23 protein-coding genes, 1 tRNA gene and 1 pseudogene are annotated in these 20,731 nt (G+C 64.4%); 14 read left to right on the top strand and 11 right to left on the bottom strand.

What is annotated here, in order from left to right:
• Window positions 1-2 precede the first annotated feature (2 nt).
• Window positions 3-764 (bottom strand): YkgJ family cysteine cluster protein, encoded by a 762-nt coding sequence (locus NN5_RS09165; protein WP_067733978.1) that lies wholly within the window; start codon window positions 762-764, stop codon window positions 3-5.
• Between the two features lie 68 nt (window positions 765-832).
• Complete coding sequence (locus NN5_RS09160) at window positions 833-1,285, bottom strand: Lrp/AsnC family transcriptional regulator (protein ID WP_067733977.1); 453 nt, start codon at window positions 1,283-1,285, stop codon at window positions 833-835.
• Window positions 1,286-1,486: 201 nt separating this feature from the next.
• Here NN5_RS09160 and NN5_RS09155 point away from each other — a divergent pair, with 201 nt between their 5' ends.
• The 3 genes and pseudogenes from NN5_RS09155 to NN5_RS27250 form a co-directional block, all read left to right on the top strand.
• Window positions 1,487-2,566: a PLP-dependent cysteine synthase family protein gene (locus NN5_RS09155; RefSeq protein WP_067733976.1), complete on the top strand. Its 1,080-nt coding sequence runs from the start codon at window positions 1,487-1,489 to the stop codon at window positions 2,564-2,566.
• 150 nt (window positions 2,567-2,716) lie between these two features.
• Window positions 2,717-3,118: an NADH:ubiquinone oxidoreductase subunit NDUFA12 gene (locus NN5_RS09150; RefSeq protein WP_067733975.1), complete on the top strand. Its 402-nt coding sequence runs from the start codon at window positions 2,717-2,719 to the stop codon at window positions 3,116-3,118.
• A 131-nt stretch (window positions 3,119-3,249) separates the two neighbouring features.
• Window positions 3,250-3,549, top strand: a pseudogene (locus tag NN5_RS27250) (DUF2155 domain-containing protein); the annotation flags it as partial.
• Between the two features lie 35 nt (window positions 3,550-3,584).
• On the opposite strand, the gene aat reads toward NN5_RS27250, so the two are convergent.
• Window positions 3,585-4,397, bottom strand: coding sequence for a leucyl/phenylalanyl-tRNA--protein transferase (gene aat / locus NN5_RS09140; protein WP_067733973.1), 813 nt, complete (start codon window positions 4,395-4,397; stop codon window positions 3,585-3,587).
• 119 nt (window positions 4,398-4,516) lie between these two features.
• On the opposite strand from aat, the gene NN5_RS09135 reads away from it, so the two are divergent.
• From NN5_RS09135 to NN5_RS09100, 8 genes are all read left to right on the top strand, one after another.
• A tRNA-Trp gene (locus NN5_RS09135) sits at window positions 4,517-4,592 on the top strand.
• A 205-nt stretch (window positions 4,593-4,797) separates the two neighbouring features.
• Window positions 4,798-6,309, top strand: a complete 1,512-nt coding sequence (locus NN5_RS09130; protein ID WP_067733972.1) for a hypothetical protein — start codon at window positions 4,798-4,800, stop codon at window positions 6,307-6,309.
• Between the two features lie 134 nt (window positions 6,310-6,443).
• Window positions 6,444-6,638, top strand: coding sequence for a preprotein translocase subunit SecE (secE, locus tag NN5_RS09125; RefSeq protein WP_067733971.1), 195 nt, complete (start codon window positions 6,444-6,446; stop codon window positions 6,636-6,638).
• A gap of 31 nt (window positions 6,639-6,669) precedes the next feature.
• Window positions 6,670-7,206: a transcription termination/antitermination protein NusG gene (gene nusG, locus NN5_RS09120; RefSeq protein ID WP_067733970.1), complete on the top strand. Its 537-nt coding sequence runs from the start codon at window positions 6,670-6,672 to the stop codon at window positions 7,204-7,206.
• Window positions 7,207-7,359: 153 nt separating this feature from the next.
• The gene (locus tag NN5_RS09115) at window positions 7,360-8,436 is read left to right on the top strand and encodes an acyltransferase family protein (RefSeq protein WP_067733969.1); all 1,077 of its coding nucleotides are present in this window, start codon (window positions 7,360-7,362) and stop codon (window positions 8,434-8,436) included.
• Window positions 8,437-8,600: 164 nt separating this feature from the next.
• Window positions 8,601-9,032, top strand: coding sequence for a 50S ribosomal protein L11 (gene rplK, locus NN5_RS09110; protein ID WP_067733968.1), 432 nt, complete (start codon window positions 8,601-8,603; stop codon window positions 9,030-9,032).
• Between the two features lie 4 nt (window positions 9,033-9,036).
• Complete coding sequence (gene rplA / locus NN5_RS09105) at window positions 9,037-9,738, top strand: 50S ribosomal protein L1 (protein WP_067733967.1); 702 nt, start codon at window positions 9,037-9,039, stop codon at window positions 9,736-9,738.
• A 297-nt stretch (window positions 9,739-10,035) separates the two neighbouring features.
• Window positions 10,036-10,530 carry a tRNA (cytidine(34)-2'-O)-methyltransferase gene (locus NN5_RS09100; protein WP_067733966.1) on the top strand — a complete coding sequence of 165 codons (495 nt, stop codon included), beginning with the start codon at window positions 10,036-10,038 and terminating at the stop codon, window positions 10,528-10,530.
• A gap of 127 nt (window positions 10,531-10,657) precedes the next feature.
• Here the strand turns inward: NN5_RS09100 and NN5_RS09095 are convergent, their stop codons facing one another.
• Window positions 10,658-11,293, bottom strand: coding sequence for a hypothetical protein (locus NN5_RS09095; RefSeq protein WP_067733965.1), 636 nt, complete (start codon window positions 11,291-11,293; stop codon window positions 10,658-10,660).
• Between the two features lie 39 nt (window positions 11,294-11,332).
• Window positions 11,333-12,262: an AraC family transcriptional regulator gene (locus NN5_RS09090; RefSeq protein WP_067733964.1), complete on the bottom strand. Its 930-nt coding sequence runs from the start codon at window positions 12,260-12,262 to the stop codon at window positions 11,333-11,335.
• A gap of 94 nt (window positions 12,263-12,356) precedes the next feature.
• On the opposite strand from NN5_RS09090, the gene NN5_RS09085 reads away from it, so the two are divergent.
• Window positions 12,357-13,106, top strand: a complete 750-nt coding sequence (locus tag NN5_RS09085) for an SDR family oxidoreductase (RefSeq protein WP_067733963.1) — start codon at window positions 12,357-12,359, stop codon at window positions 13,104-13,106.
• A 264-nt stretch (window positions 13,107-13,370) separates the two neighbouring features.
• Here NN5_RS09085 and NN5_RS09080 read toward each other — a convergent pair whose 3' ends face one another.
• From NN5_RS09080 to rimO, 3 genes are all read right to left on the bottom strand, one after another.
• Entirely contained in the window at window positions 13,371-13,919 is a 549-nt protein-coding gene (locus NN5_RS09080; protein WP_245656380.1) for a hypothetical protein, read from the bottom strand.
• Between the two features lies 1 nt (window position 13,920).
• A complete protein-coding gene (locus tag NN5_RS09075) occupies window positions 13,921-14,682 on the bottom strand; it encodes a competence/damage-inducible protein A (RefSeq protein WP_067733962.1) in 762 nt (253 codons plus the stop codon).
• A gap of 428 nt (window positions 14,683-15,110) precedes the next feature.
• Complete coding sequence (gene rimO / locus NN5_RS09070; RefSeq protein WP_067733961.1) at window positions 15,111-16,493, bottom strand: 30S ribosomal protein S12 methylthiotransferase RimO; 1,383 nt, start codon at window positions 16,491-16,493, stop codon at window positions 15,111-15,113.
• Between the two features lie 68 nt (window positions 16,494-16,561).
• On the opposite strand from rimO, the gene NN5_RS09065 reads away from it, so the two are divergent.
• Both NN5_RS09065 and NN5_RS09060 read left to right on the top strand, forming a co-directional pair.
• On the top strand, window positions 16,562-17,095 hold the full coding sequence (locus NN5_RS09065; protein WP_067733960.1) for a hypothetical protein: 534 nt from the start codon (window positions 16,562-16,564) through the stop codon (window positions 17,093-17,095).
• A gap of 13 nt (window positions 17,096-17,108) precedes the next feature.
• Entirely contained in the window at window positions 17,109-17,501 is a 393-nt protein-coding gene (locus NN5_RS09060) for a DUF1761 domain-containing protein (RefSeq protein WP_067733959.1), read from the top strand.
• A gap of 7 nt (window positions 17,502-17,508) precedes the next feature.
• Here the strand turns inward: NN5_RS09060 and NN5_RS09055 are convergent, their stop codons facing one another.
• From NN5_RS09055 to surE, 3 genes are read right to left on the bottom strand one after another with little or no spacing between them, the layout of a single operon-like run.
• Window positions 17,509-18,540 carry a potassium channel family protein gene (locus NN5_RS09055; RefSeq protein WP_067733958.1) on the bottom strand — a complete coding sequence of 344 codons (1,032 nt, stop codon included), beginning with the start codon at window positions 18,538-18,540 and terminating at the stop codon, window positions 17,509-17,511.
• A 10-nt stretch (window positions 18,541-18,550) separates the two neighbouring features.
• Window positions 18,551-19,813, bottom strand: a complete 1,263-nt coding sequence (locus NN5_RS09050) for a LysM peptidoglycan-binding domain-containing protein (protein ID WP_245656378.1) — start codon at window positions 19,811-19,813, stop codon at window positions 18,551-18,553.
• The gene (surE, locus tag NN5_RS09045) at window positions 19,813-20,577 is read right to left on the bottom strand and encodes a 5'/3'-nucleotidase SurE (RefSeq protein WP_067733956.1); all 765 of its coding nucleotides are present in this window, start codon (window positions 20,575-20,577) and stop codon (window positions 19,813-19,815) included. Before surE ends, NN5_RS09050 begins: the two co-directional genes overlap by 1 nt.
• Window positions 20,578-20,731 lie beyond the last annotated feature (154 nt).

Here is a 20,731-nt window from a genome sequence, read left to right as displayed (position 1 = left end):
TCTCAGGGTTCGTCCGGAAACGAGCCGAGATAACCTGCTCCCTGCTGTACGAGGGCGGCCTCGCACTCTGCATCGGTGAGCATGGTCCATGTCGAGCGGCGGTTGGTGACGATTGTCCAGGGCTGCGGATCATCGGGAAGGGGGGCGGCATCGCGTGCCGCGCGCAGGGCTTCGGCCAGCGTGAGCGGCGCGATGGCATGGACCGCAAATCCCTCGTTCGCGAAAGCCGCGGTGGACAGGCCGAGCGCCGCGCAGGTTGCGGCCAATACCGGCACATCGTCGGCGGCAGCCTGCCGGTGCTGCGCGACAATGCGGGCCGCTTCCGGATCGGCGATCTCGCCATCGCGTTCGAGAACGGGAAATTCCGGCGCCCAGGCTTCGGGCGGGCAGTGGCGGTTTTCCGGGCGCAATGGGATGAAGGGCCGGGCTTCCAGCGGATGAATCCGGCAGATGCGTGGCCGCTCGGCATAGTTGCTGCAGCGCATGTCGGGCTGCAGGTGCGGGCATGGCCCGGCATGGTAGGCCACCGGGACCACGCTGATCCGGAACGGCGCCGCCCCGCTCATCACGGCAAACGAGCGATCGCGCTGATAGCGGGCGCGGGCATCGGCGGGATCGGGTTCGCCGGCCCATGGCAGGGCCTCGGTCAGCAATTGCACCTCGTGCCCGCGTCCGGCCCAGACGATGGCTTCGTCCACGCTCAGCGTCAGCCGCAGGTCCTGGCAGCATTTGCCGCACTGCGTGCAATCGAAATGGATGGTCATGGCGTTCCCCGGGACGTTTCTGGCCTTGTCGCTCCGCCCTAGGCGCGCGGTCCGGGGGCGGCAAGGCATCAGCGGATCGGCAGCGCAAGCGCGTCCTTGATGACTTCCATCGAGATATGCGCGGACATGTCCTGGATCGAGAGGCGGGAAATCAGCGATTTATAGACCGTGTCGTAATTCGCGATGTCCCGCACGGCGAGCTTGAGGATATAGTCCGCCTGCCCGGTCAGCCGGTGGCATTCGAGCACTTCGGGCGTATCGGCAAGCGCGGCGCGGAAGCGTTCCAGCCAGTCGCTGCTGTGCTGCGCGCGCACGATGACGAAGACCGTCAGGCCCAGTCCCAGCTTTTCCCGGTCGAGCACGGCGACCGTGCGGCTGATGTAGCCGAGCCGCTTCAGCTCGGCGATGCGCCGCGAACAGGCCGAGGCGGAGAGGTTGACGGCTTCGGCAATGCGATAGACCGGCATTTCGGCATCGCGCTGCAGCAGGTCGAGAATGGCAAGGTCGCGGCGGTCGATCACGGAAGGAATCCCTGGGGTTTCGTGCAGGCCATCAGTACAATATGCATGGTAGATGCGCTAATATCGAATTTCGTCGTTATAAAATGCAAAAGAATAGTCAGGAACGCCTGAATTTGCATCCTGCATTCCGGCTGGAGGCGCTATCCTGCATCCGCTTCCCCGCCAGCAAGAGAGACGCACGTGCACAATATCCCGGTCCCCATGTCTGATGCCACGATCACCAAAGCGCCGCGCGAATGGCTCGCGCGCGCAGTCGGCGTGCTTTCGGCCGAACAGTCCCGCTCGGCCGATACGCACCTGATTCCGGTGCCGCTGGCGAATGCGCCGGGCATTGCGCTCTATCTCAAGGACGAATCGAGCCATCCCACCGGCAGTCTCAAGCACCGGCTCGCGCGTTCGATGTTCCTCTATGCGCTGTGCAATGGCTGGATCGGGCCTGACACGACGGTGATCGAGGCTTCATCCGGATCGACGGCGGTGTCCGAGGCCTATTTCGCCCGCCTCCTGGGGCTGCGCTATATCGCGGTGCTCCCGGCCTCGACCGCGTGCGAGAAGCTGGCGCTGATCGAGGAGCAGGGCGGGCAGTGCCACGAGGTGGACGATCCGCGCACGATGTATGCCGAGGCCGAGCGGCTCGCGGCTGAATGCGGCGGGCATTATCTCGACCAGTTCACTTATGCCGAACGCGCCACCGACTGGCGCGGCACCAACAATATCGCGGTGTCCATCTTCCAGCAGATGCAGGGCGAGGAGCATCCCGTTCCCCGCTGGATCGTGTGCGGCGCGGGAACCGGCGGCACGTCGGCGACGATCGGGCGCTACTTGCGCTATGGCCGCCACAAGAGCGGACTGTGCGTGGCCGATCCGGCGGGATCGGTATTCCATCGCCATTTCGCCGACCGCCGGGTCGAGCAGGTGGAAGGATTCGTCTCGCTGGTCGAAGGCATCGGCCGCCCGCGCGTCGAGCCTTCGTTCCTGCCCGACGTGGTGGACCGGATGATCGCGGTGCCCGATGCATCGAGCTTCCACGCGGCGCGGCATCTCAGCCGCTATCTCGGACGCAGCTGCGGCCCGTCCACGGGCACCAACCTGCACGCCTGCCTGCACCTGATCGAAGAGATGGCGGCGGCGGGCGAGCAGGGCTCGATCGTCACGCTGCTGTGCGATTGCGGCGACCGCTACCGTTCGACCTGCTACAGCGAGGCCTGGCTGGAAGAAAAGGGGATGACCGCCGAACCGGCCGATCCGCGCCTTGGCCGCTATCTGCCGCTGCCGGGGTGATTGGACTTGCCAATGCCCGCGCGCGCCGGCGTCCGCATCCGGTAAATCGGGGCATCTTCCGCCCCGCCGGTGGCTTTGTTCGCGTTTTGCCGAAAATTGCCTGTTCAACACGCTTGCCTTGGTGGGGGCAGAAGGTCTAACGCGCGGCTCATGGGAATCCTCGGCAAGATCTTCACCTGGTGGGACGGCGCCACCATCGGCACCTCGCTCTTCAGCGCTATGAACGGGCAGCACGTCGGCACCGACGCGCAGGGCAACAAGTACTATCGCTCGAACAAGGCGAAGACGGTCGAGGGTTACGACAAGCGCTGGGTGATCTACGCCGGTGCCAACGATGCCAGCAAAGTGCCGGCCGAATGGCATGGCTGGCTGCATCATTCCTATGACGACGTGCCGGAAAGCCACCTGGCGCCGCCGCGGATCTGGGAAGCCGATTATACGCCCAATGCCACCGGCACCGTGAAGGCCTATCGTCCGCAGGGTGCGCTGGAGCGCGGCGGCCACCGTGCGGCTGCGACGGGCGATTACGAAGCCTGGTCGCCCGAAGCCTGAGGACCGGTCCCGTGAAACGGGCCGCTGTCTGCCTGCCGCTTCTTGCCTCGCTGTCGCTGCTGGCGGCCTGCGGAGGCGGCGAGCCCAAGCCGGAAGATCAGGATACCACTGTTCCCGATGCCATAGCGGGGATGCAGGCCGGACCGGCGCAGGCCGAGCAGGGCCAGCACATCGGCACGCCCAACAAGGACCGCGTGGTCACGCTGGGCGTGCTCAACAAGCGCAACAACCTGACGCAGGACCTGGTGATGAAGCCGGGCGAATCGAAGCGTCTGGGCAATCTCGTGGTCAAGGTCGCCACGTGCGAGAAGACGCTGCCCTGGGAGCATCCCGAGGAAGAGGGCGCTTTCGTGCAGGTCTTCGTGGAAGAGCGCGCCACCGCCCGGGACAAGCTGGCGTGGCACAAGGTGTTTTCCGGCTGGCTGTTCAAGAATTCGCCGGGTCTCAATGTCGTCCAGCACCCGGTCTATGACGTCTGGGTCAAGGCCTGCGCGATGAATTTCCCGGGCGAGGATGCGAGTCCCGCCGATGCTGCATCTTCCAGCAGCAGGCCGAAGGCGTCGGGCAGTGCCAGCACGTCGCCCGCTCCGGAAGCTGCGCCCAGCCCGTCCGCGGCGCCTGCTCCGGCGGCCGAAGCGGCGCCCGCGGCCGATACCGGCGCCGACTGAGCCGCCTGCAGCAAGTCGACATAGCGCTGCTGGGTCATTTCCACCGCGCCCAGCGAGGCGAGGTGCGGGGTCATGAACTGGCAGTCGAGCAGGACCGCGCCGCCCTTGCGCAGCGCCGCGACCAGCCAGGCCAGCGCCACTTTCGAGGCATCGGGCACCCGGCTGAACATGCTTTCGCCGCAGAATACCCGGTCGAAGCCGACGCCGTAGAGCCCGCCCACCAGCCACTTGCCGCTGCCGTCCGCGGCGTCCTGCCAGCATTCGATGGAATGCGCGTTGCCCAGCCGGTGCAGGTTTTCGTAGCTCGCCTGGATGCGGTGACTGATCCAGCTGCGGCTGCCGTCATCGTCTTCTTCTTCCTCGTCACCGGCCTGCGGTGCGCGGGGGGCGGCGCAGGCGTTCATCACTTCGCTGAACGCGGCGTTGCAGGTCACGGTGAAGCGGCCGCGCCGCAGCGTGCGCGCCAGCGAGTGTGACAGGTGAAAGCCGTCGAGCGGGAGAATCGCGCGCAGGCGCGGCTCCACCCAGAACACTTCGGGGTCTTCGCGGCTGTCCGCCATCGGGAATATCCCGCTGCGGTAGGCGAGCATGAGGAGGTCAGGTTCGATCATCTCGGGGGATCGCGGCGCGTGCATGGACTCTTCGTAGCAAATGGAGCGCCACGCGAATATCTTGTTGGCGCGCACTTGTAATCCTGCGCGTCACCCTTTAGAGGCGCCGCACTGCCCGCAGGAGTGTAGCTCAGTTGGTAGAGCATCGGTCTCCAAAACCGAGGGCCGCGGGTTCGAATCCTGCCACTCCTGCCAGTTTTTCCCGTCTCACCGCTCTGGCGGGCGAATCGCAGCCGGGAACGTCCCTATTTGCGGCGGAGAGGGAAGCCTTGTAGCGTGCGCGCTGCTTGCCAATTGCCCGGGGGCGGTTAGGAGGGCGGCGTTCCGGCGATTCGCGCGGAGGCCTGCTGCTGGGAGTCCGGCCCCGGTGACGGCGTAACGAGGAAAGATTCGGTCGTAGATGCACGGAGCGGCGCAGCCTGAGGCGAGCGAAACCGGCGAAGCCTATCGCAGGAAACGGTATGGGGCCCTGTGGCTGGGCCTGTTCCTTTCGATTCTCGCATCCTTGCCCGCGATCGTCGCCTGGGCGCCGCAGATGACGGACTATCCGTCGCATCTGGCGGGCTACAAGGTTCTGCTCGATCACGGCAGCGATCCCTGGCTGACGTACTATTTCCTGTTCAACTGGGAATGGACCGGCAATCTCGGCGCGGAGCTGCTGATGGTGCCGCTGGCGCCGATCTTCGGGCTGGAGCAGGCCGGGCGGCTGATCGTCGCGGCGATTCCGTTCCTGACCGGCCTGTCGATCATGGCGGTGGCCTGGAGCCTGCGCAAGCGCATCGGCGTGGGCGCGATTCTCGCTTTCGCGATGATCTGGTCGCCCTCGTTCCTGATGGGTTTCCTCAATTTCTCGCTCTCGCTGGCGTTGGCGCTGTTCGCGTTCGCATTGTGGGTGCGCATGGAAGGCTCGCCGTGGCGGCATGTCGTTTTCGTGCCGATTTCCTTCGCGGTATGGCTCAGCCACGTCTCGGGCTGGGGCATCATGGGCGTGCTGGTGTTCGGCTATGAATGGACCAGGCGCCGCAGCTGGCTGGACTGGATTCCCTTCACCAAGCCCTGGCCGCTGATCTTCCCGCTGGTGCCGATGCTGGCGGGCATGGGCGCCAATTCCAAGATGTCCTACGGGCGCTGGGGCGTGCTCGAATACAAGTGGCAGATCCTCTACCGGGCGATGCGCAGCTACGATCAGGTGTTCGACATCACCAGCCTGTGTCTGGTGGTGGCGGTGATCGCTTTTGCGCTGTTTTCGAAGCGATTCGACATGCGGGCAGGGTGGGCTGCGCTGCTGCTGCTGATCCTCACCCTGATCGTGCCGCGCCAGATCTTCGGCGGCGACTATGCCGATTACCGCCTCAGCACCACCGCGCTGCTGGTGGCCTGCCTTGCCATCGACTGGCCGGTGCCGCGCTGGGGCATGGCGCTGGCGGGGCTGCTGTTCACCTCGCGAATCGCAGTGACCACGGTCGTCTGGTATCAGGACGCGCAGACCGCGAGCCAGATGATCAAGGCCATGGACCACGTGCCCGAAGGGGCGCGGGTGGCGACGGCCGTGGCGATTCCGCGCTGGCAGTGGAAATTTGGGCCGTTCGAGCACTTCGGCAGCTATGCCGTGGTCCGGCGCAGCGCGATGGAGAATTCCAACTTCGCGCTGCCCGACGTGCACATGCTGGCGATGCGTGAGACCCGCTACCGCTTCAACGATCCGACCCAGCGTATCCTGTTCTCGCCGAACCAGCGGATCGACCTTCGCAAGTTCAAGCCGGCCCGCCATGCCGACTACCTGTGGTTCATCGGCGACGTGCATCCGGTGGCGGTGCCGGACGGGGCGCGGATCGTGTTCAGCACGCCGAACTCGTTCCTGGCGCGTTTGCCCGATGCGGTGGACCTTGCAAATCCCGCCGACGGGAGCTAAATCCCCCATCTCTTCCGACATGAGGATCTGATTTGCCCCTCCCGGCCTAGGCCGGGGCGGCGATGTCCCCTAGGCGGAAGCGACGAGACATTTTTTGCTTAGGCAATCAGGCAAGAGACACGAGAGCAAGCGATATGGCCAAGATCAATCCCGGCGAATTCATGCGCCAGGTCCAGTCGGAAGCGCGCAAGATCTACTGGCCCTCGCGCCAGGAAACGGTGACCACCGCGATCTTCGTCGGCATCATGACGGTGCTGCTGGCCACGTTCTTCCTCGGTATCGACGCGCTGTTCGGCTGGATCGTCAGCTCGCTGCTGTCGCTGCTGTGATCGCCTGAACCCCATAGACGAAGAGAGATTCATGGCCCGCTGGTACATCATCCACGCCTATTCCGGCTTCGAGAACAAGGTGAAGGAAGCGATCCTGTCCGAAGCCGAGCGGATGGGCCTGTCGCAGCTCGTCGAGGACGTGCAGGTTCCTTCCGAGACCATCACCGAAGTGAAGCGCGGCAAGAAGGTTCAGGTCGAGCGCAAGACCATGCCCGGCTACGTGCTCGCCAAGCTCGAACTGAACGACGACATCTATCACCTGGTGAAGAACACGCCGAAGGTGACGGGTTTCCTCGGCGCCAGCGGCAAGCCGCAGGCGATCAGCGAATCGGAAGCCGCACGCTACTTCGGCGCCGCCGAGGCCGCTGCCGCCGCGCCGCGCCAGCAGGTCAGCATCGATTACGAGATCGGCGATTCGGTCAAGGTGCTGGACGGTCCGTTCGCCAGCTTCAACGGCATCGTGGAAGAACTCGATTTCGACAAGAACCGCGTCAAGGTTTCGGTCTCGATCTTCGGCCGCGCGACGCCGGTCGAACTCGATTTCGAGCACGTCGAACTCAGCAAGTAATGGCCCGGGCATGGGCCGGCCTGTTCGGGCCGGTCCGTGCTGGTCAGTTTGGGCTGGTCAACTTGGGCTGGTCAACTTGGGCTGGTCAACTTGGGCCGGTCAACTGGGCCCGGTTAACTATAAAATTACCGCTGTTCACTAGTTCTTCCGCGCATGTCGGAGACTCTCGCTGAGCAGCAGCCCTTCGGGCACGAGCCGGCCGCGCGTCTGACCCAGCTCGACGGGTTGCGCGGCCTCGCCGCCTGCGGTGTCGCCTTCCTCTATCACGCCCAGTCGCTGTTCACCGCCTCGGCGCTGGCCGGGGCGCCGCGCCTCCTGGTCTGGTTCCAGACCTGGGGCTGGAGCCTGGTCGATCTGTTCTTCCTGATTTCGGGCTATGTCTTCGCGCATGTCTATCTCCACGGGGAAGGGCTGACGCGGGACAAGCTTGGCGGTTTCGCCGTGGCGCGGATCGCCCGGCTCTATCCACTGCACCTGCTGATGCTGTGCCTGTGCGCCGTGCTGTTCGCCGGGGATCCGGCCAATACCGGGTTCGCGTTCGTGGCCCACTTGCTGATGCTGCAGGCCTTCGTGCAGCCGGTGGCGCATACGTTCGACGGGCCGAGCTGGTCGATCTCGGTGGAAATGGTCTGCTATGTGCTGTTCGCCCTGGCTGCCGCGCGCGGGCCGCGGGTGCTGCGCTGGGTGACGGGGCTCGCGATCCTTGCCGCGCTGGCGCATTTCCTCCTGCAGGGACGGCCGGGCGGGCCGTGGGTGGGCGACAGCGTGCCGAGCGGATTGTTCGGCTTCTTCTTCGGCCAGGTGCTGTGGCGCCTGCGCGGACGCCTGGCGCGGACGCCGGCGGCGCTTCTCGCCTGCCTCCTGGTGTTCGGGTTGGCGCTCGACATGGGCAGGATGAGCTCGCTGCTGCCGCTGATCCTCTATGCCTGGCCGGCGCTGCTGCTGCTCACCTTGCGCGCGCGGTGGATGGGCAGCGCGCCGATGCGCTGGCTGGGGGACCGCAGCTATACGATCTACCTGGTGCATTTTCCGCTGCTGCTGCTGGCGGAGCGCTGGTGGACGCCGTTCGATGGCGGCATGGCCACGGTCTGGGCCGTCACCGCCGCCTTTGCAGCCGTGGTGCTGCTGGTTTCCGACGTGTGTTACCGCTTGTTCGAGATGCCCGCGCGCCGCGCGGTCAAGGCCGCGTGGGAGCGCCACAGGCACATCGCGACGCCGCACGCGGCATAACGCTTTCCTTTTCTCCCGATTTCGGTTAGGGGCGCGCCCTTCGGACCGGCCATCAGATTCGATGGCAGGGCTGATTCTGTGCGGAAGGGCGCCCTGGTGCCTGTCTGACCGCTTAACATGAGCTTGTGCTCCGGCAGAAGCGACAGTGTGAAAGGAGGCCTCTCATGGCCAAGAAAATTGAAGGCTACATCAAGCTGCAGGTCCCTGCAGGCAAGGCTAACCCGTCGCCGCCGATCGGTCCGGCTCTGGGTCAGCGCGGCGTGAACATCATGGAATTCTGCAAGGCGTTCAATGCCGCCACGCAGGAACTTGAAAACGGCATGCCGATCCCGACCATCATTACGGTCTATGCGGATCGCAGCTTTACCTTCGTCACCAAGACTCCGCCCGCCACCTTCCTCATCAAGAAGGCCGCCAACCTCAAGTCCGGCTCGAAGGAGCCCGGCAAGGTTTCCGCCGGAAAGATCGCGCGTTCGAAGCTCGCCGAAATCGCGCAAGTGAAGATGGCCGACCTCAATGCCAACGACATCGAGGCCGCAACGAAGATCATCGAAGGCTCCGCTCGCGCGATGGGCCTCGAAGTGGTGGAGGGCTGATAGCATGGCCAAGGTGACCAAGAAGCAGAAGTCGCTGACCGAAAAGCTGGGCGACAACATGAAGCTCTATGGTGTGAACGAGGCGCTCACCGCTCTGCGTGACCTCAAGACCACCAAGTTCGACGAGACCATCGAAATCGCGATGAACCTGGGCGTCGATCCGCGTCACGCCGACCAGATGGTCCGCGGCATGGTTTCGCTCCCGGCCGGCACCGGCAAGACCGTGCGCGTCGCCGTGTTCGCCAAGGGCGACAAGGCCGAGGCCGCTCTCGCCGCCGGTGCGGACAAGGTGGGCGCCGAGGACCTGATGCAGGACATGCAGGACGGCAACCTCAACTACGACCGCGTCATCGCCACCCCGGACATGATGGGCGTCGTTGGCCGCCTCGGTAAGCTGCTGGGCCCCAAGGGCCTGATGCCGAACCCGAAGCTGGGCACCGTGACCCCGAACGTGGAGCAGGCCGTGAAGGACGCCAAGAGCGGCCAGATCGAGTTCCGCGTCGAGAAGCAGGGCATCATCCACGCCGGTATCGGCAAGATGTCGTTCTCGGACACGGACCTGAAGACCAACTTCGACGCTTTCGTCGATGCGATCGTCAAGGCCAAGCCGGCCGGCGCCAAGGGCAAGTACGTCAAGAAGATCTCGCTGTCTTCGTCGATGGGCCCGGGCCTCAAGATCGATACGACGGAAGTCGCCGGCGCCTGATCCTTTCAGGACCGAACGAACAGAAAGGGCCGGGAGGGAAACCTTCCGGCCTTTTTTCTTTTGGTGCTCAGGGCACGCTCGACACGAACGGGGTGGGTGATTGCATCGTCATTGCGAGCGGAGCGAAGCCTGTCCTGAGTGGCTGCTGCAAGCAGCCAGCCGAAGGGCAATCCAGGGCGGTTTGCCTACGCTCTGGATTGCCGCGGCCCTATGGGCCTCGCAATGACGAAGGGTTTCTCTCCGGGGATCGCTTGAATAGCGCTTGCATGGCTCCCGTGCGGACGCCAATCAGCCCCGATGCGTATCGCTCTTTTCGAACCGGAAATCGCCGGAAATGTCGGCGCCGTCCTGCGGCTGGGGGCCTGCATGGGGACGGCGGTGGACCTGATCGAGCCGATGGGCTTCGCGTGGGATGACCGCCGCGTGCGCCGGGCGGCGATGGATTACATCGATCATGTCACGATTGCCCGGCATGGCGGCTTCGAGGCGTTCCGGGCCACGGCCGGTTCGCGTCGGCTGGTGCTGTTCACGACGAAGAGCACGCAATCGGCCTACGATTTCCGCTACCGGGCGGATGATGTCCTGCTGTTCGGCAAGGAAAGCGCAGGCGTGCCGCCCGAGGTCGCCGAGGCCTGCGATGCGCAGGTCCGCATTCCGCTGCGCCCTCAGGTCCGCTCGCTGAACCTCGCCATGGCCGCCGCGCTCGCGCTTGGGGAGGCCTTGCGCCAGACCGGGGCTTTGCCGGATTTGAGCGGCGCGTACGTTTCTTTACCTGATCCTGCGCGCCGCTGATCGGCGGTTCGGCCTCCAGAAAAGGCTGGGGGTTCAAGGACAATAAGACTTGCGTGTTAGGAATGCTTGAGCGTGGCGACGGATTGGTAGTGCGCTTAATGGGTTTAATAGAGTGTAGAAGTGATGATTAATATCTTTCTTGCGCATCTAAATACCAATGATCTGCGTTGAAGTTGGTGGCGACCTCTTCAGCGTGCTTGGCTGCATCTGGGGCCATAGCTACGACATGCTCAACGTGGCCGTCGCGCATGAAAGACGAGAGGGTTTCAAAGTAGTTTGCGCATCCGATTGCGACCTGCTCAGCGTAAAGCCTCCCATCGAGTTTGGGGACCGGCAATCCGCCTTTTTCAAATCGGATAAGTAGTGAGATGCCATCACGCGCAATGTCCCGCGTGTCCTCTGCGGCATTTCGTCTCCTAGAGAGTCCGCCCGCTCGCTGCCACCAATCTAGGCCTCGTTGATAGCGAACTCTATCGACAAAATTGTCCGCGTCCGTCCATAGTAAGTATAGCTTGTCAGCTAAGGTCGCGGGTTTGGAGGGCTTTCCGCGCTTCGAAGGCCAGAAAGCCAGATAGGCGCCAACGAGTGCCATTACGCTCGCCAAAGCGCTTTGCCAAGGGAATGCAGTCCAAGTCATCCCGCTGACGCCAGCACTTGCGAGGTCTAGAAGGCGGCCAAGCAGCCAAGAGAAGAACTCTTGGCCAATAAACGCTGCTGCGCCCAAAATAAGCGCGCCACCGACTCGTTTCTTGCCGATCCGCATCCACCGCTCGTATCACTCCGTGGCGGAAGGGGATAGAAATCATCCAGCTTCATGCCATGCGCTGTACATACGGGCAAAACTTCCGGGCGGGCAGCCGAGGCGCTTGCGAAAGGCCGTGCTGAAAGCGCTGGCGGATTCGAATCCGATTTCATTTGCGATCCGGTCCAGCGACTTGCCGCCGCGCATGAGCGCATCCTTGGCGATCGCCATGCGCCAGTGCGCGAGATATTCGATGGGAGCACTGCCGACGATTTGGCTGAACCGCGCCGAGAACGCCGAGCGCGACATGCCGGCGATGCGGGCCAGTTGCGCAACGGTCCAATGGGCCCCGGCATCAGCGTGCATGGCCCGCAGCGCGCGGGCCAGTGCCGGATCGCGCAGGCCGGCAAGCAGGCCAGAGAGCCTACTTGCCGGAGCCGGCCCGTCATCAGCGCCCTGCCAGCGCAGCGCTTCGACCAGCAGCACTTCCAGCATCCTCTGCACGATCAGATCCTTGCCCGGATAATCGCTGGTGCATTCGTCCGAAAGCAGGCCGATCAGGCGCTCCAGCCGCTCGCTCCTGCCTTTCGCGGCCGGGATGTGGATCAGGCCGGGAAGCAGGGCGAGCAGCAGCGGTGCATTGACCCGCTCGAACGAGAAACTGCCGCCCAGGGCGATGAAATCGGGCTCGCCGTCCTGTTCGCCATGGCGGACCGGTTCGCTGCTGGGTTCGATCGGCGTGCAGGGCAGGCCAGGTTCGCTGCTTAGTGAAAACGATGGCGTTACCGGCAGCAGCAGGAAATCGCCCCGGGCCAGACGCAGCGGCGCTTTCCCTTCCAGCGTGAGCCACGCCTCTCCGGCCAGGACAATGGTGAAGCCCGGGGCGTCGTGCGCCTGGTAGCGCACGCCCCAGCGGCCGCGCGCAGTGATCGGCTTGGCCACGGCGGCGCTGGGCCTGAGCAGGGCGATGATGTCGCTGAGTGGATCCATTCTGGATGATCTATAATAAAATTCGGATGTAGAATTATATATCGTCTTTGATGATCTGTCTATTTCTCCGGCATCGACATGATGGAGACCGACAATGACCCAGACGATTCTGATTACCGGCACCTCGTCCGGCTATGGCAAGGCGGCGGCAGAGCTTTTCCTGTCGCGTGGCTGGAATGTGATTGCGACGATGCGACGCCCCGATCCCGGCCTGTTTGGTAGCGCGTCCGAGCGTTTGCGCGTGCTTCCGCTCGATGTGACGTGCGAGGACAGCATCGCGTCGCTCGCCGAGGCCGCCGGAGCGGTCGACGTGCTGGTCAACAATGCGGGGCTGGGCGGGGTCGGGGCGTTCGAAGCGATGCCGATGTCGCTCATCCGCCAGCTGATCGAGACCAACACGATCGGCGTGATGGCGATGTGCCGGGCCTTCATTCCCGGAATGCGGGCGCGGCGGTCCGGCCGGATCGTCAATGTGACGTCGAGCACCACGCTCGCGGCCTTTCCGCTCGCTGCCGCCTATACCGCCACCAAGCAGGCGATCGAGGGGTTCTCGGGATCGCTGGCGCATGAGCTTGGCTATTTCGGCGTGCAGGTGAAGCTCGTCGAGCCGGGCTATGCCCCCACCACCCGGTTCGGCGCAAATGCGATCATGCCTGTCAGCGAACTGCTGCCCGGCGCCTATGCGGACTTTGCAAGGCCGATCCTGGAAAGCTTCGCGATGCCGGTGCTGACGACCCGCGAAAGCGATGTCGCCGAGGCCATCTGGCACGCCGCGCATGACGACAGCGGCCAGCTGCGGTTCCCGGCGGGCGCCGATGCGGTCAGGCTGGCCCAGCGGCGTTGACGGCCAGCCTGACGGCCAGCGTTGACGGCGGATGCGTTCAAAGGGAACGCGGCGGGGAAGTGGCCGGACGATTTTCCTATTCGCGCCCGATCCGGCACACTGCGCGCGGCATCTGTCTGCCGTGCTCCTTGAAACGTGTATTTTTCCTCGAACGGTGCTTCGCCGAGGTGTGAAAGTACGGCGCGTTCAAGGCATTGATAAACAATGCTCTTGTAAAAACTTTCCATGGCCCATGTGGACAAAGATACAGAAAAACCGGCCGCGTCAGCCGCCGGTGAGATTCGCGGCCGTGTAGCACTCGATGAGATAGGCGAGGGGCTTGCCGTCCGGCAGGATCAGCATCGCGCGGTGGGTGGAGATCGTCCCTTCGGGGCAACCCTCTGCCCGCCCGCGCAGGGTCTCCAGAGGCTGGCGGCGGAACTGGAGCGGGGCCACGACTTTGCCGAAGGGCGCATCGCTGAGGAGCAGGGCGTCCTTCATGTCCGGTGTGAGCCGGGTTGGCACGAACCAGTTCCACGCGATCGAGAGCGTGGCCGGGCCGCAGCGCAGTTCCACGTGGCGCATGGCCACGGTTTCGCCGGGTGCCACTTTCAGCCGCGTGCGAATTTCGGGCGCAGGCTGTCCCTGCATTGCCCGCTCCACATGGTGCGCGGTCACGCGCGCGGGATCGGCGATGCCGCGCGCGGCGCACCACTCCTCCAGCGCCAGCGTGGCGCTGTCATGGCGGCGCAGGGTGGCTTCGAAGGCTTCTATGGTCGGCTGCATGGCCGGGTCGGTCACGGAACTGGCCACGGCAACGATCGGTGGCAGCAAGTCAGATGCCCCCTGCGATCGCCGGGTTGCCGAGCGCTTCCAGCCCTCTGACCAGCGCACGGGTGCAAGCGGCCAGATCCTCGGCATCGACCGAGCGAATCACGAAATTCGCGCCGGTCCTGCCTTCCGCCCAGAACGGATAGGAGCCGATCTGGCAGGTCTCGAAAGTCTTTTCGGTCTCGCGCAGCAGATCCGCGACTTCGCTTTCGCCGACCCAGCAGCCGATCGTTTCCGAAAGCAGCGGTGCGCCGCCTTCCAGCTTGCCGGACAGGGCATCGAGCATTCCGGCGGTAATGCTGGGCACGCCGGCCATGATGAACACGTTGCCATAGCGGATGCCCGGCGCGCCGCTGTAGCGATTGGGAATCAGGCTGGCGCCATCGGGCGTGCGGGCCATGCGCAGGCGGGCATCGGTAAGGCCGCCACGCGTTTCGTAATAGCTTTCCAGAATGGCGCGCGCTTCGGGATGGACGATCACCGGCACGCCCAGGGCCTCGGCAATGGCATCAACGGTGATGTCGTCATGCGTGGGGCCGATGCCGCCGGTGGTGAAGAGATAGTCGTTGCGGGCCCGCAAGGTATTCACCGCCTCGACGATCGCGGCCGTATCGTCCGCCACCACGCGCACTTCCTTGAGGCGGATACCCTGCACCTGCAGCCAGGCCGCGACCTGGGCGATGTTCTTGTCATGCGTGCGGCCGGACAGGATCTCGTCTCCGATGACGACGAGGGCGGCGGTGAAGATTCGCGAGGGGCTGGCCATGGCGACTGGCTAGTCGAAAAGGCCCGCCGGGGCCAGAGAGGGAATGCCGACGCGGCCGTCCGGATGCGATGCCGAGGCACCGGCGAAAAAAAAGGCCGGTCCGAAGACCAGCCCTTTGGAAGTTTTTGGGAGAGGATGCCTGAAAGGCCTGATCCTTATGCTCCAGAGGCCGCTGTGCTGCAAATGCGAAAAGGTTTAGTGTGGTTGCATATCTTGCAACTGTGAAGTTCCGGCGCAGGTCCGCCCGGCAAGCGACGGAAATCGCGCAAAAAAAAGGCCAGTCCGGAGACCAGCCTTATGAAAGTTATTTGGGAGAGGATGCCTGAAAGGCCTGTTCTGTATGGGCCCCGATCCTGATTCCCGCAAATGCGAAAACTTTCTCAGTAGTTGCAAGGTTTGCAACTCAGATGCCGTAGTCTCGGTGACGATTACGGCCGGACGGCGACGCCATACAAGTCGTGCTCGTCGGAATCCTCTATGGAAACATCAATAATATCACCAACTTGCACGTCATTTCCGACGTTGCGGAGGAAGACGTTGCCGTCGATTTCCGGGGCGTCTGCCTGCGAGCGGCCAGTTGCGCCGATGTCGCCATCCTCGTCGGGGTCGCCCACTTCGTCGATGATGACAGGCAGCGTCCGGCCGATTTTGGCGGCAAGCTTGGCAGCGCTGATTGCGGCGGTCTTTTCCATGATCCGGGCGTAGCGCTCTTCCTTGACCTCTTCCGGCACGGCGCCGGGCAGATCGTTGGCGGCAGCGCCTTCGACGGGTTCGAAGCGGAACGCGCCGACGCGATCGAGCTGCGCTTCGTCGAGCCAGTCGAGCAGATACTGGAAATCCGCCTCGGTCTCGCCCGGAAAGCCGACTACGAAGCTGGAGCGAATGGCGATGTCCGGGCAGATTTCGCGCCAGGAGCGCAGCCGTTCGAGCACTTTGGCCTCATTGGCCGGGCGCTTCATCGCCTTGAGCACCGAAGGCGCGGCGTGCTGGAAGGGGATGTCGAGGTAAGGCGTCAGCAGCCCTTCGGCCATGAGCGGGATCACCGCGTCGACATGCGGATAGGGATAGACGTAGTGCAGCCGCACCCAGGGCCTGCGCCCTTGCGCGTCGCTCAATTGGCCGAGTTCGCGGGCGAGATCGGTCATGTGGGTGCGGACCGGGTGATCCTTCCACATGCGCTCCTCGTGGCGCACGTCGACGCCATAGGCAGACGTGTCCTGGCTGATCACCAGCAGTTCGCGCGTGCCGGCCTGCACCAGCTTTTCCGCCTCGCGCAGCACCGCGTCGATGCGGCGGCTGACGAGCTTGCCGCGCAGCGAGGGGATGATGCAGAACGAGCAGGCATGGTTGCAGCCCTCGGAAATCTTCAGATAGCTGTAGTGGCGCGGCGTGAGCTTGACCCCGGCCTCATCGTAAGCCTGGGGGATGAGATCGACATAAGGCGAAAGCTCGGGCGGGGCGGCCTCATGCACGGCCTCGACCACCGCTTCGTACTGGTGTGCGCCGGTCACTGCCAGGACTTGCGGGAACCGGGCGCGGATCGCCTCGGCCTCGTTGCCCATGCAGCCGGTGACGATCACGCGGCCGTTTTCGGCCATCGCTTCGCCGATCGCGGCAAGGCTTTCCTCCTTGGCGGAATCAAGGAAGCCGCACGTATTGACGAGCACCACATCGGCACCGGCATAGTCCGGGCTCATGGTGTAACCGTCCGCGCGCAGGCGGGTGAGGATGCGTTCGGAATCGACAAGCGCCTTGGGGCAGCCGAGGCTGACCATGCCGACCTTGGGCGGAGAGGGAATTTCTGTGGCCATGGGATGGCGCGCCCGATACGCTGATTGCGCGCCGGAGTCACGAGAAACGCGAAGAGCACGCTGTCGTCATGGAAATTGCCATCAGAAAGGGGGCTCGGGACGACCGGATCGAAATCCTGCGCGAGGACGGCAGCTCCGTTGTCACGCGGTTTCCGAAAAAGGGCCCCGTGCCGCACGACGCCGTGCATTACTTCGTGGAGCAGGGGCTTGGCCTGACGCAGGGTTTCTGGGGGATGGTCGCCGATGGACGGCACCCGGAAGACCTGGCGGAACTGGCCAATGAACATGGTCATGCCAGTGCCAGCCGGGCTGTTGTTCCCGGCATGGCGATCGTGCAGTTGCTGCAGGCGGAACGGCTGGTCGAATGCTTCGAGGCCGATTTATGGGTGGGAGGCGGCGACGATCAGGCGTTGTTGGCCCTGGCGGCTACCGCTTGTGCCTCGTCTTATGTTCCGCTCCCGCAGATCGCCGAAGACGCGCTGATGGAAATCCGGGACAGCCTTTCACAATTCGCCTGTAACTGGATGGACGCGAACGAGGGGCATGTGGCACGACTGTCGTGGCCTGAGCCGGCGCAAGGGTCCGAAGGCAGGAAGAACTAGGAGAGAACGTGCGATGGGTCCTGTAAACTGGCTGGCGGTATTTCTGGCCGCGGCGCTGGCGGTCGCGATCGGGCTGCTTTGGAACGGGCGCCTGTCCCGCACCGGAGGGGCATTGCAGCAGGGCAATGCGGAGCGCGGCGGCAATTACCTGCTCATCGCTTTCGTGTTCCTGATCGGCTCGGTCATGCTGGGGCACAATTTCGCGCGGATCGGCGTCGAGACCCTGTCGGTCAAGCCGTGGCTCTATTTCATGCAGTCCGGCGGAATTGCCATGGCTTTCGTTATCCCGGCAGTCTGGCTCACGCATCTGCGCAATCGCACGGAGCCGGCGCGCGGGGTGATGGACTGCCTGTTCTGGCTGGTCGCCTATCTGGCGATGGGGCTGGTATTCTGGGCGCTGGGCTGACTGTCTGTCAGACCGGCTGGGTGGCCGTGATCTCGACGATCATGTCGCCCGCTTCCAGGGCATCGGCTTCGGGTTCCCAGAAACCGATAGCGCGCTCTCCGCGGTAAATTCTGAGGCCTTTTCCGCTGCGGATGCCCTCCAGCGGCTGCCCGATTTCGTCGGCGGCGACAGGGCGTTCGACGAGTTGGACGCGGCCCGTCACCGAGGCCAGGTCCGAAAGGTAATCGGATATGTGCCGTCCTTCCGCCGATCCGGCGAGCAGCAGGCCCGTGAAGCGGACCGGGTTGATGACATTGTTGGCGCCTGCCTGCCGGGCCAGCAGCTCGTTGTCGTCGGCGCGCACGACGGCGGTGATCGGCACATCGGGGGCGACATGGCGCGCGGTCAGGATGATCAGGATCGTCGTATCGTCGCGTCCGGCCGAGACCAGGATCGACTGGGCCCGGCTGATGCGCACGGCCTCCAGCGTTTCGTCGCGAGTCGCATCGCCTTCCATCACGTTGCATCCGGCCTGCTCGGCCAGAGCCAGCCGCTGAGGGCTGGGATCGATGACGACGATGCCGGCGGGATCGGTGCCGCGTGCGATCAGTTCGGCGACGGCTTCCGAACCGCTGACGCCATAACCGAGCACGACCACATGGCCGGCCAGGCGTTCCTGAATGCGCTTCATTCGCCAGGTCTCCCAACTGCGCTTGATGATGAAATTGTAGGCGGTGCCGACGAATATGTAGATGACGGCAAGCCGGATCGGCGTGACGATCACGGCTTCGATCAGGCGGGACTTGTCGCTGACCGGGGCGATATCGCCGAAGCCGGTCGTGGTGATCGAGATCATCGTGAAATAGACGACATCGAGAAAGCTGATGCTGCCGTCGTGCGTGTCTTTCAGCCCGTCGCGGTCGAGCCAATGGACCATCACGACGACGAATACCAGCGCCAGCGCGGCACCTAATCTGAGCGCCACATCGGCCCAGACGGGCACGGCGAGCGCGCGGCGCAGGGGCTTGAACAGGGCTGGCGGGGTCCGCTTCCTCGGCATTGCGCCGTGCTTAGGGAGCCTTGGGCAGCTCGTCCAGCGGGTCGACCGGCTTGCCGTCCTGCCGCACTTCGAAGTGCAGTTCACTGCCCTTGGCCATGCCGGTGCTGCCGACCAGACCAATGCGCTCGCCGGCCGCGACCTTGGCGCCTTCCTTCACTGTGACGCGGCTGAGGAAGCCGTAGGCGGTGTACCAGCCGCCACCGTGGTCGATGACCACGAGGTTGCCGAACTGGTCCTTTTCCTTGCCTGCGAACTTCACCGTTCCTGCCGCGGCAGCACGGACCATGGTGCCTTTTGCGGCCTGAATATCCAGCCCGTCGTGATAATTGGAGCCGGTCGCATAGCCGCGGCGCACCGGGCCGCTGACAGGCCAGCCGAAGCGGGCCGTTTTCGCAGGCGCAGGGGCTGCGGCCGGTGTGGCGGGCGCGGCGCTCGGCACCGGAGCGGGGTCCAGCTTCGAAACGCCCGTCTGCGGCGGATTGAGCAGCGTGGGGATCAGCAGGTTTTCACCCGCCTTGAGCGGAGCCTCGGGATCGAGGTTGTTGGCGGTCGCGATCTGCTCCCACGGCACGCCGTATTTCATCGCCAGCGAGAATCCGGTGTCGCCTGCGGTGACGGCATGGCGGCGGGTGCGCGGGAGATGCAGTTTCTGGCCGACCTTGACGGTGTAGGGAGGCTGCAGCCCGTTGGCCTCGGCGATCAGCACGCGCGGCACTTTTGCGCGCACGGCAATGCCGCCCAGCGTCTCGCCCGGCTTCACGATATGAACGGTTTCCTCGGCGAGGGAATCCGTAGCCGTGGGCGAGGGCTGGCGGGTCTCGATCACGCGGGCGGCCGTCCGCACCGGCGCGGCGCCCGGAATCTGGAGTTTCTGGCCGACCTTGACGAGATAGGGAGCCTCAAGGCCATTGGCTCGGGCCAGCGCGGCGGACGAGACACCCGCGCGATTGGCAATGCCGTTCAGCGTTTCACCGGTCCCGACGACGTGAAAGCTTCCGCCGTCCTGCGATGGCGCCGCCGGAGCGGGATCGGCTGCCGTTTTGCGCGGAATGGCGAGTTTCTGGCCGACCCTGACGAGATAGGGAGCTTCGAGGCCATTGGCCTTGGCTATGGCCTCAGCCGAAATTCCGGCGCGGTTGGCAATGCCGTTCAGCGTTTCGCCGGTTTCGACGACGTGGACAGTCTCCTGATCGGGAGAAGCAGCGAGGGCGGGAGCGGCCGTTCCCGAAAATACCGCGACAAGTGCGGCAGCCGTCAGCAGGCGTGCGCGCATCATGACCGATAGAGGTCCGTCAGCGAGGTCAGCGAGCCTTCGTGAGTCAGATCGATCTGCAATGGTGTCACCGAAACAAAGCCCCCTGCGATCGCTTCGAGATCAGTATTACTGCCCAAGGTATGTTCGATACCGTGTAGTCCAAACCAGTAATAAGGAAAACCGCGCGGGTCTATTCCTTCCACAACTGATCCGCGGGCGTAGTCGTGAAAGCCCTGCCGGGCCACGCGAACGCCCTTTACCTCGCTGCCGGCGACGGGCGGGAAGTTGACGTTGATAAGGGTGCGCTGGGGGAAAGGAAAATCGAGCAGCGGTTTCAGGACTTTTGCGCCCCACTGTTCCGCTGCGGAGAAATCGACCGCGTTGCCCACGCCCTCCCTGGCATAGACCTGGCTGAGCGCGATGGCCCGGATGCCGGCCAGCGCCCCTTCGAACGCAGCGGAGACCGTGCCCGAATAGGTCACGTCGTCGCCCAGGTTGGCGCCGCGATTGACGCCCGACAGGATCAGGTCCGGCGGGGCGGGCAGGATCTTCTTGAGCGCCATCGTCACCGAATCGGTGGGCGTGCCCGACACCGAAAAGCGCCGCTCCGCGTGCTGGCGCATCCGCACCGGCCGGGTCAGCGTGAGCGAGTGTCCCGCGCCCGACTGCTCCTCGCTCGGTGCGCAGATCCAGATATCGTCCGAAAGCTGGGCGGCGATCTTTTCCAGCACGTAGAGGCCCGGTGCGTTGATGCCGTCGTCGTTGGTGAGGAGGATGCGCATTGTTGAGGCCTCTTGTCAGTTTCCATTGGCCGTTCGTGTCGAGCGAAGTCGAGACACGGCAGCGCCGAGCCAGCGTGTCTCGACTTCGCTCGACACGAACGGATCGCGGCTTGTCAGCCGAGCGGTTCGAGCCTTTCGAGCCCGCCCGTCCAGG

Source organism: Novosphingobium naphthalenivorans NBRC 102051 (assembly GCF_001590985.1).
Taxonomy (GTDB): domain Bacteria; phylum Pseudomonadota; class Alphaproteobacteria; order Sphingomonadales; family Sphingomonadaceae; genus Novosphingobium; species Novosphingobium naphthalenivorans.
Note: the sequence above shows the minus strand (reverse complement) of the source record. Positions and strands in the feature narration are given on the sequence as shown.

Bases quoted from the DNA above. Each gene is read 5' to 3' on its own strand.
- NN5_RS09165 (WP_067733978.1), bottom strand. From the start codon at position 764: ATGACCATCCATTTCGATTGCACGCAGTGCGGCAAATGCTGCCAGGAC.
- NN5_RS09155 (WP_067733976.1), top strand. From the start codon at position 1,487: ATGTCTGATGCCACGATCACCAAAGCGCCGCGCGAATGGCTCGCGCGC.
- NN5_RS09150 (WP_067733975.1), top strand. From the start codon at position 2,717: ATGGGAATCCTCGGCAAGATCTTCACCTGGTGGGACGGCGCCACCATC.
- aat (WP_067733973.1), bottom strand. From the start codon at position 4,397: ATGATCGAACCTGACCTCCTCATGCTCGCCTACCGCAGCGGGATATTC.
- NN5_RS09130 (WP_067733972.1), top strand. From the start codon at position 4,798: ATGCACGGAGCGGCGCAGCCTGAGGCGAGCGAAACCGGCGAAGCCTAT.
- secE (WP_067733971.1), top strand. From the start codon at position 6,444: ATGGCCAAGATCAATCCCGGCGAATTCATGCGCCAGGTCCAGTCGGAA.
- nusG (WP_067733970.1), top strand. From the start codon at position 6,670: ATGGCCCGCTGGTACATCATCCACGCCTATTCCGGCTTCGAGAACAAG.
- NN5_RS09115 (WP_067733969.1), top strand. From the start codon at position 7,360: ATGTCGGAGACTCTCGCTGAGCAGCAGCCCTTCGGGCACGAGCCGGCC.
- rplK (WP_067733968.1), top strand. From the start codon at position 8,601: ATGGCCAAGAAAATTGAAGGCTACATCAAGCTGCAGGTCCCTGCAGGC.
- rplA (WP_067733967.1), top strand. From the start codon at position 9,037: ATGGCCAAGGTGACCAAGAAGCAGAAGTCGCTGACCGAAAAGCTGGGC.
- NN5_RS09100 (WP_067733966.1), top strand. From the start codon at position 10,036: ATGCGTATCGCTCTTTTCGAACCGGAAATCGCCGGAAATGTCGGCGCC.
- NN5_RS09095 (WP_067733965.1), bottom strand. From the start codon at position 11,293: ATGCGGATCGGCAAGAAACGAGTCGGTGGCGCGCTTATTTTGGGCGCA.
- NN5_RS09090 (WP_067733964.1), bottom strand. From the start codon at position 12,262: ATGGATCCACTCAGCGACATCATCGCCCTGCTCAGGCCCAGCGCCGCC.
- NN5_RS09085 (WP_067733963.1), top strand. From the start codon at position 12,357: ATGACCCAGACGATTCTGATTACCGGCACCTCGTCCGGCTATGGCAAG.
- NN5_RS09075 (WP_067733962.1), bottom strand. From the start codon at position 14,682: ATGGCCAGCCCCTCGCGAATCTTCACCGCCGCCCTCGTCGTCATCGGA.
- rimO (WP_067733961.1), bottom strand. From the start codon at position 16,493: ATGGCCACAGAAATTCCCTCTCCGCCCAAGGTCGGCATGGTCAGCCTC.
- NN5_RS09065 (WP_067733960.1), top strand. From the start codon at position 16,562: ATGGAAATTGCCATCAGAAAGGGGGCTCGGGACGACCGGATCGAAATC.
- NN5_RS09060 (WP_067733959.1), top strand. From the start codon at position 17,109: ATGGGTCCTGTAAACTGGCTGGCGGTATTTCTGGCCGCGGCGCTGGCG.
- NN5_RS09055 (WP_067733958.1), bottom strand. From the start codon at position 18,540: ATGCCGAGGAAGCGGACCCCGCCAGCCCTGTTCAAGCCCCTGCGCCGC.
- NN5_RS09050 (WP_245656378.1), bottom strand. From the start codon at position 19,813: ATGCGCGCACGCCTGCTGACGGCTGCCGCACTTGTCGCGGTATTTTCG.
- surE (WP_067733956.1), bottom strand. From the start codon at position 20,577: ATGCGCATCCTCCTCACCAACGACGACGGCATCAACGCACCGGGCCTC.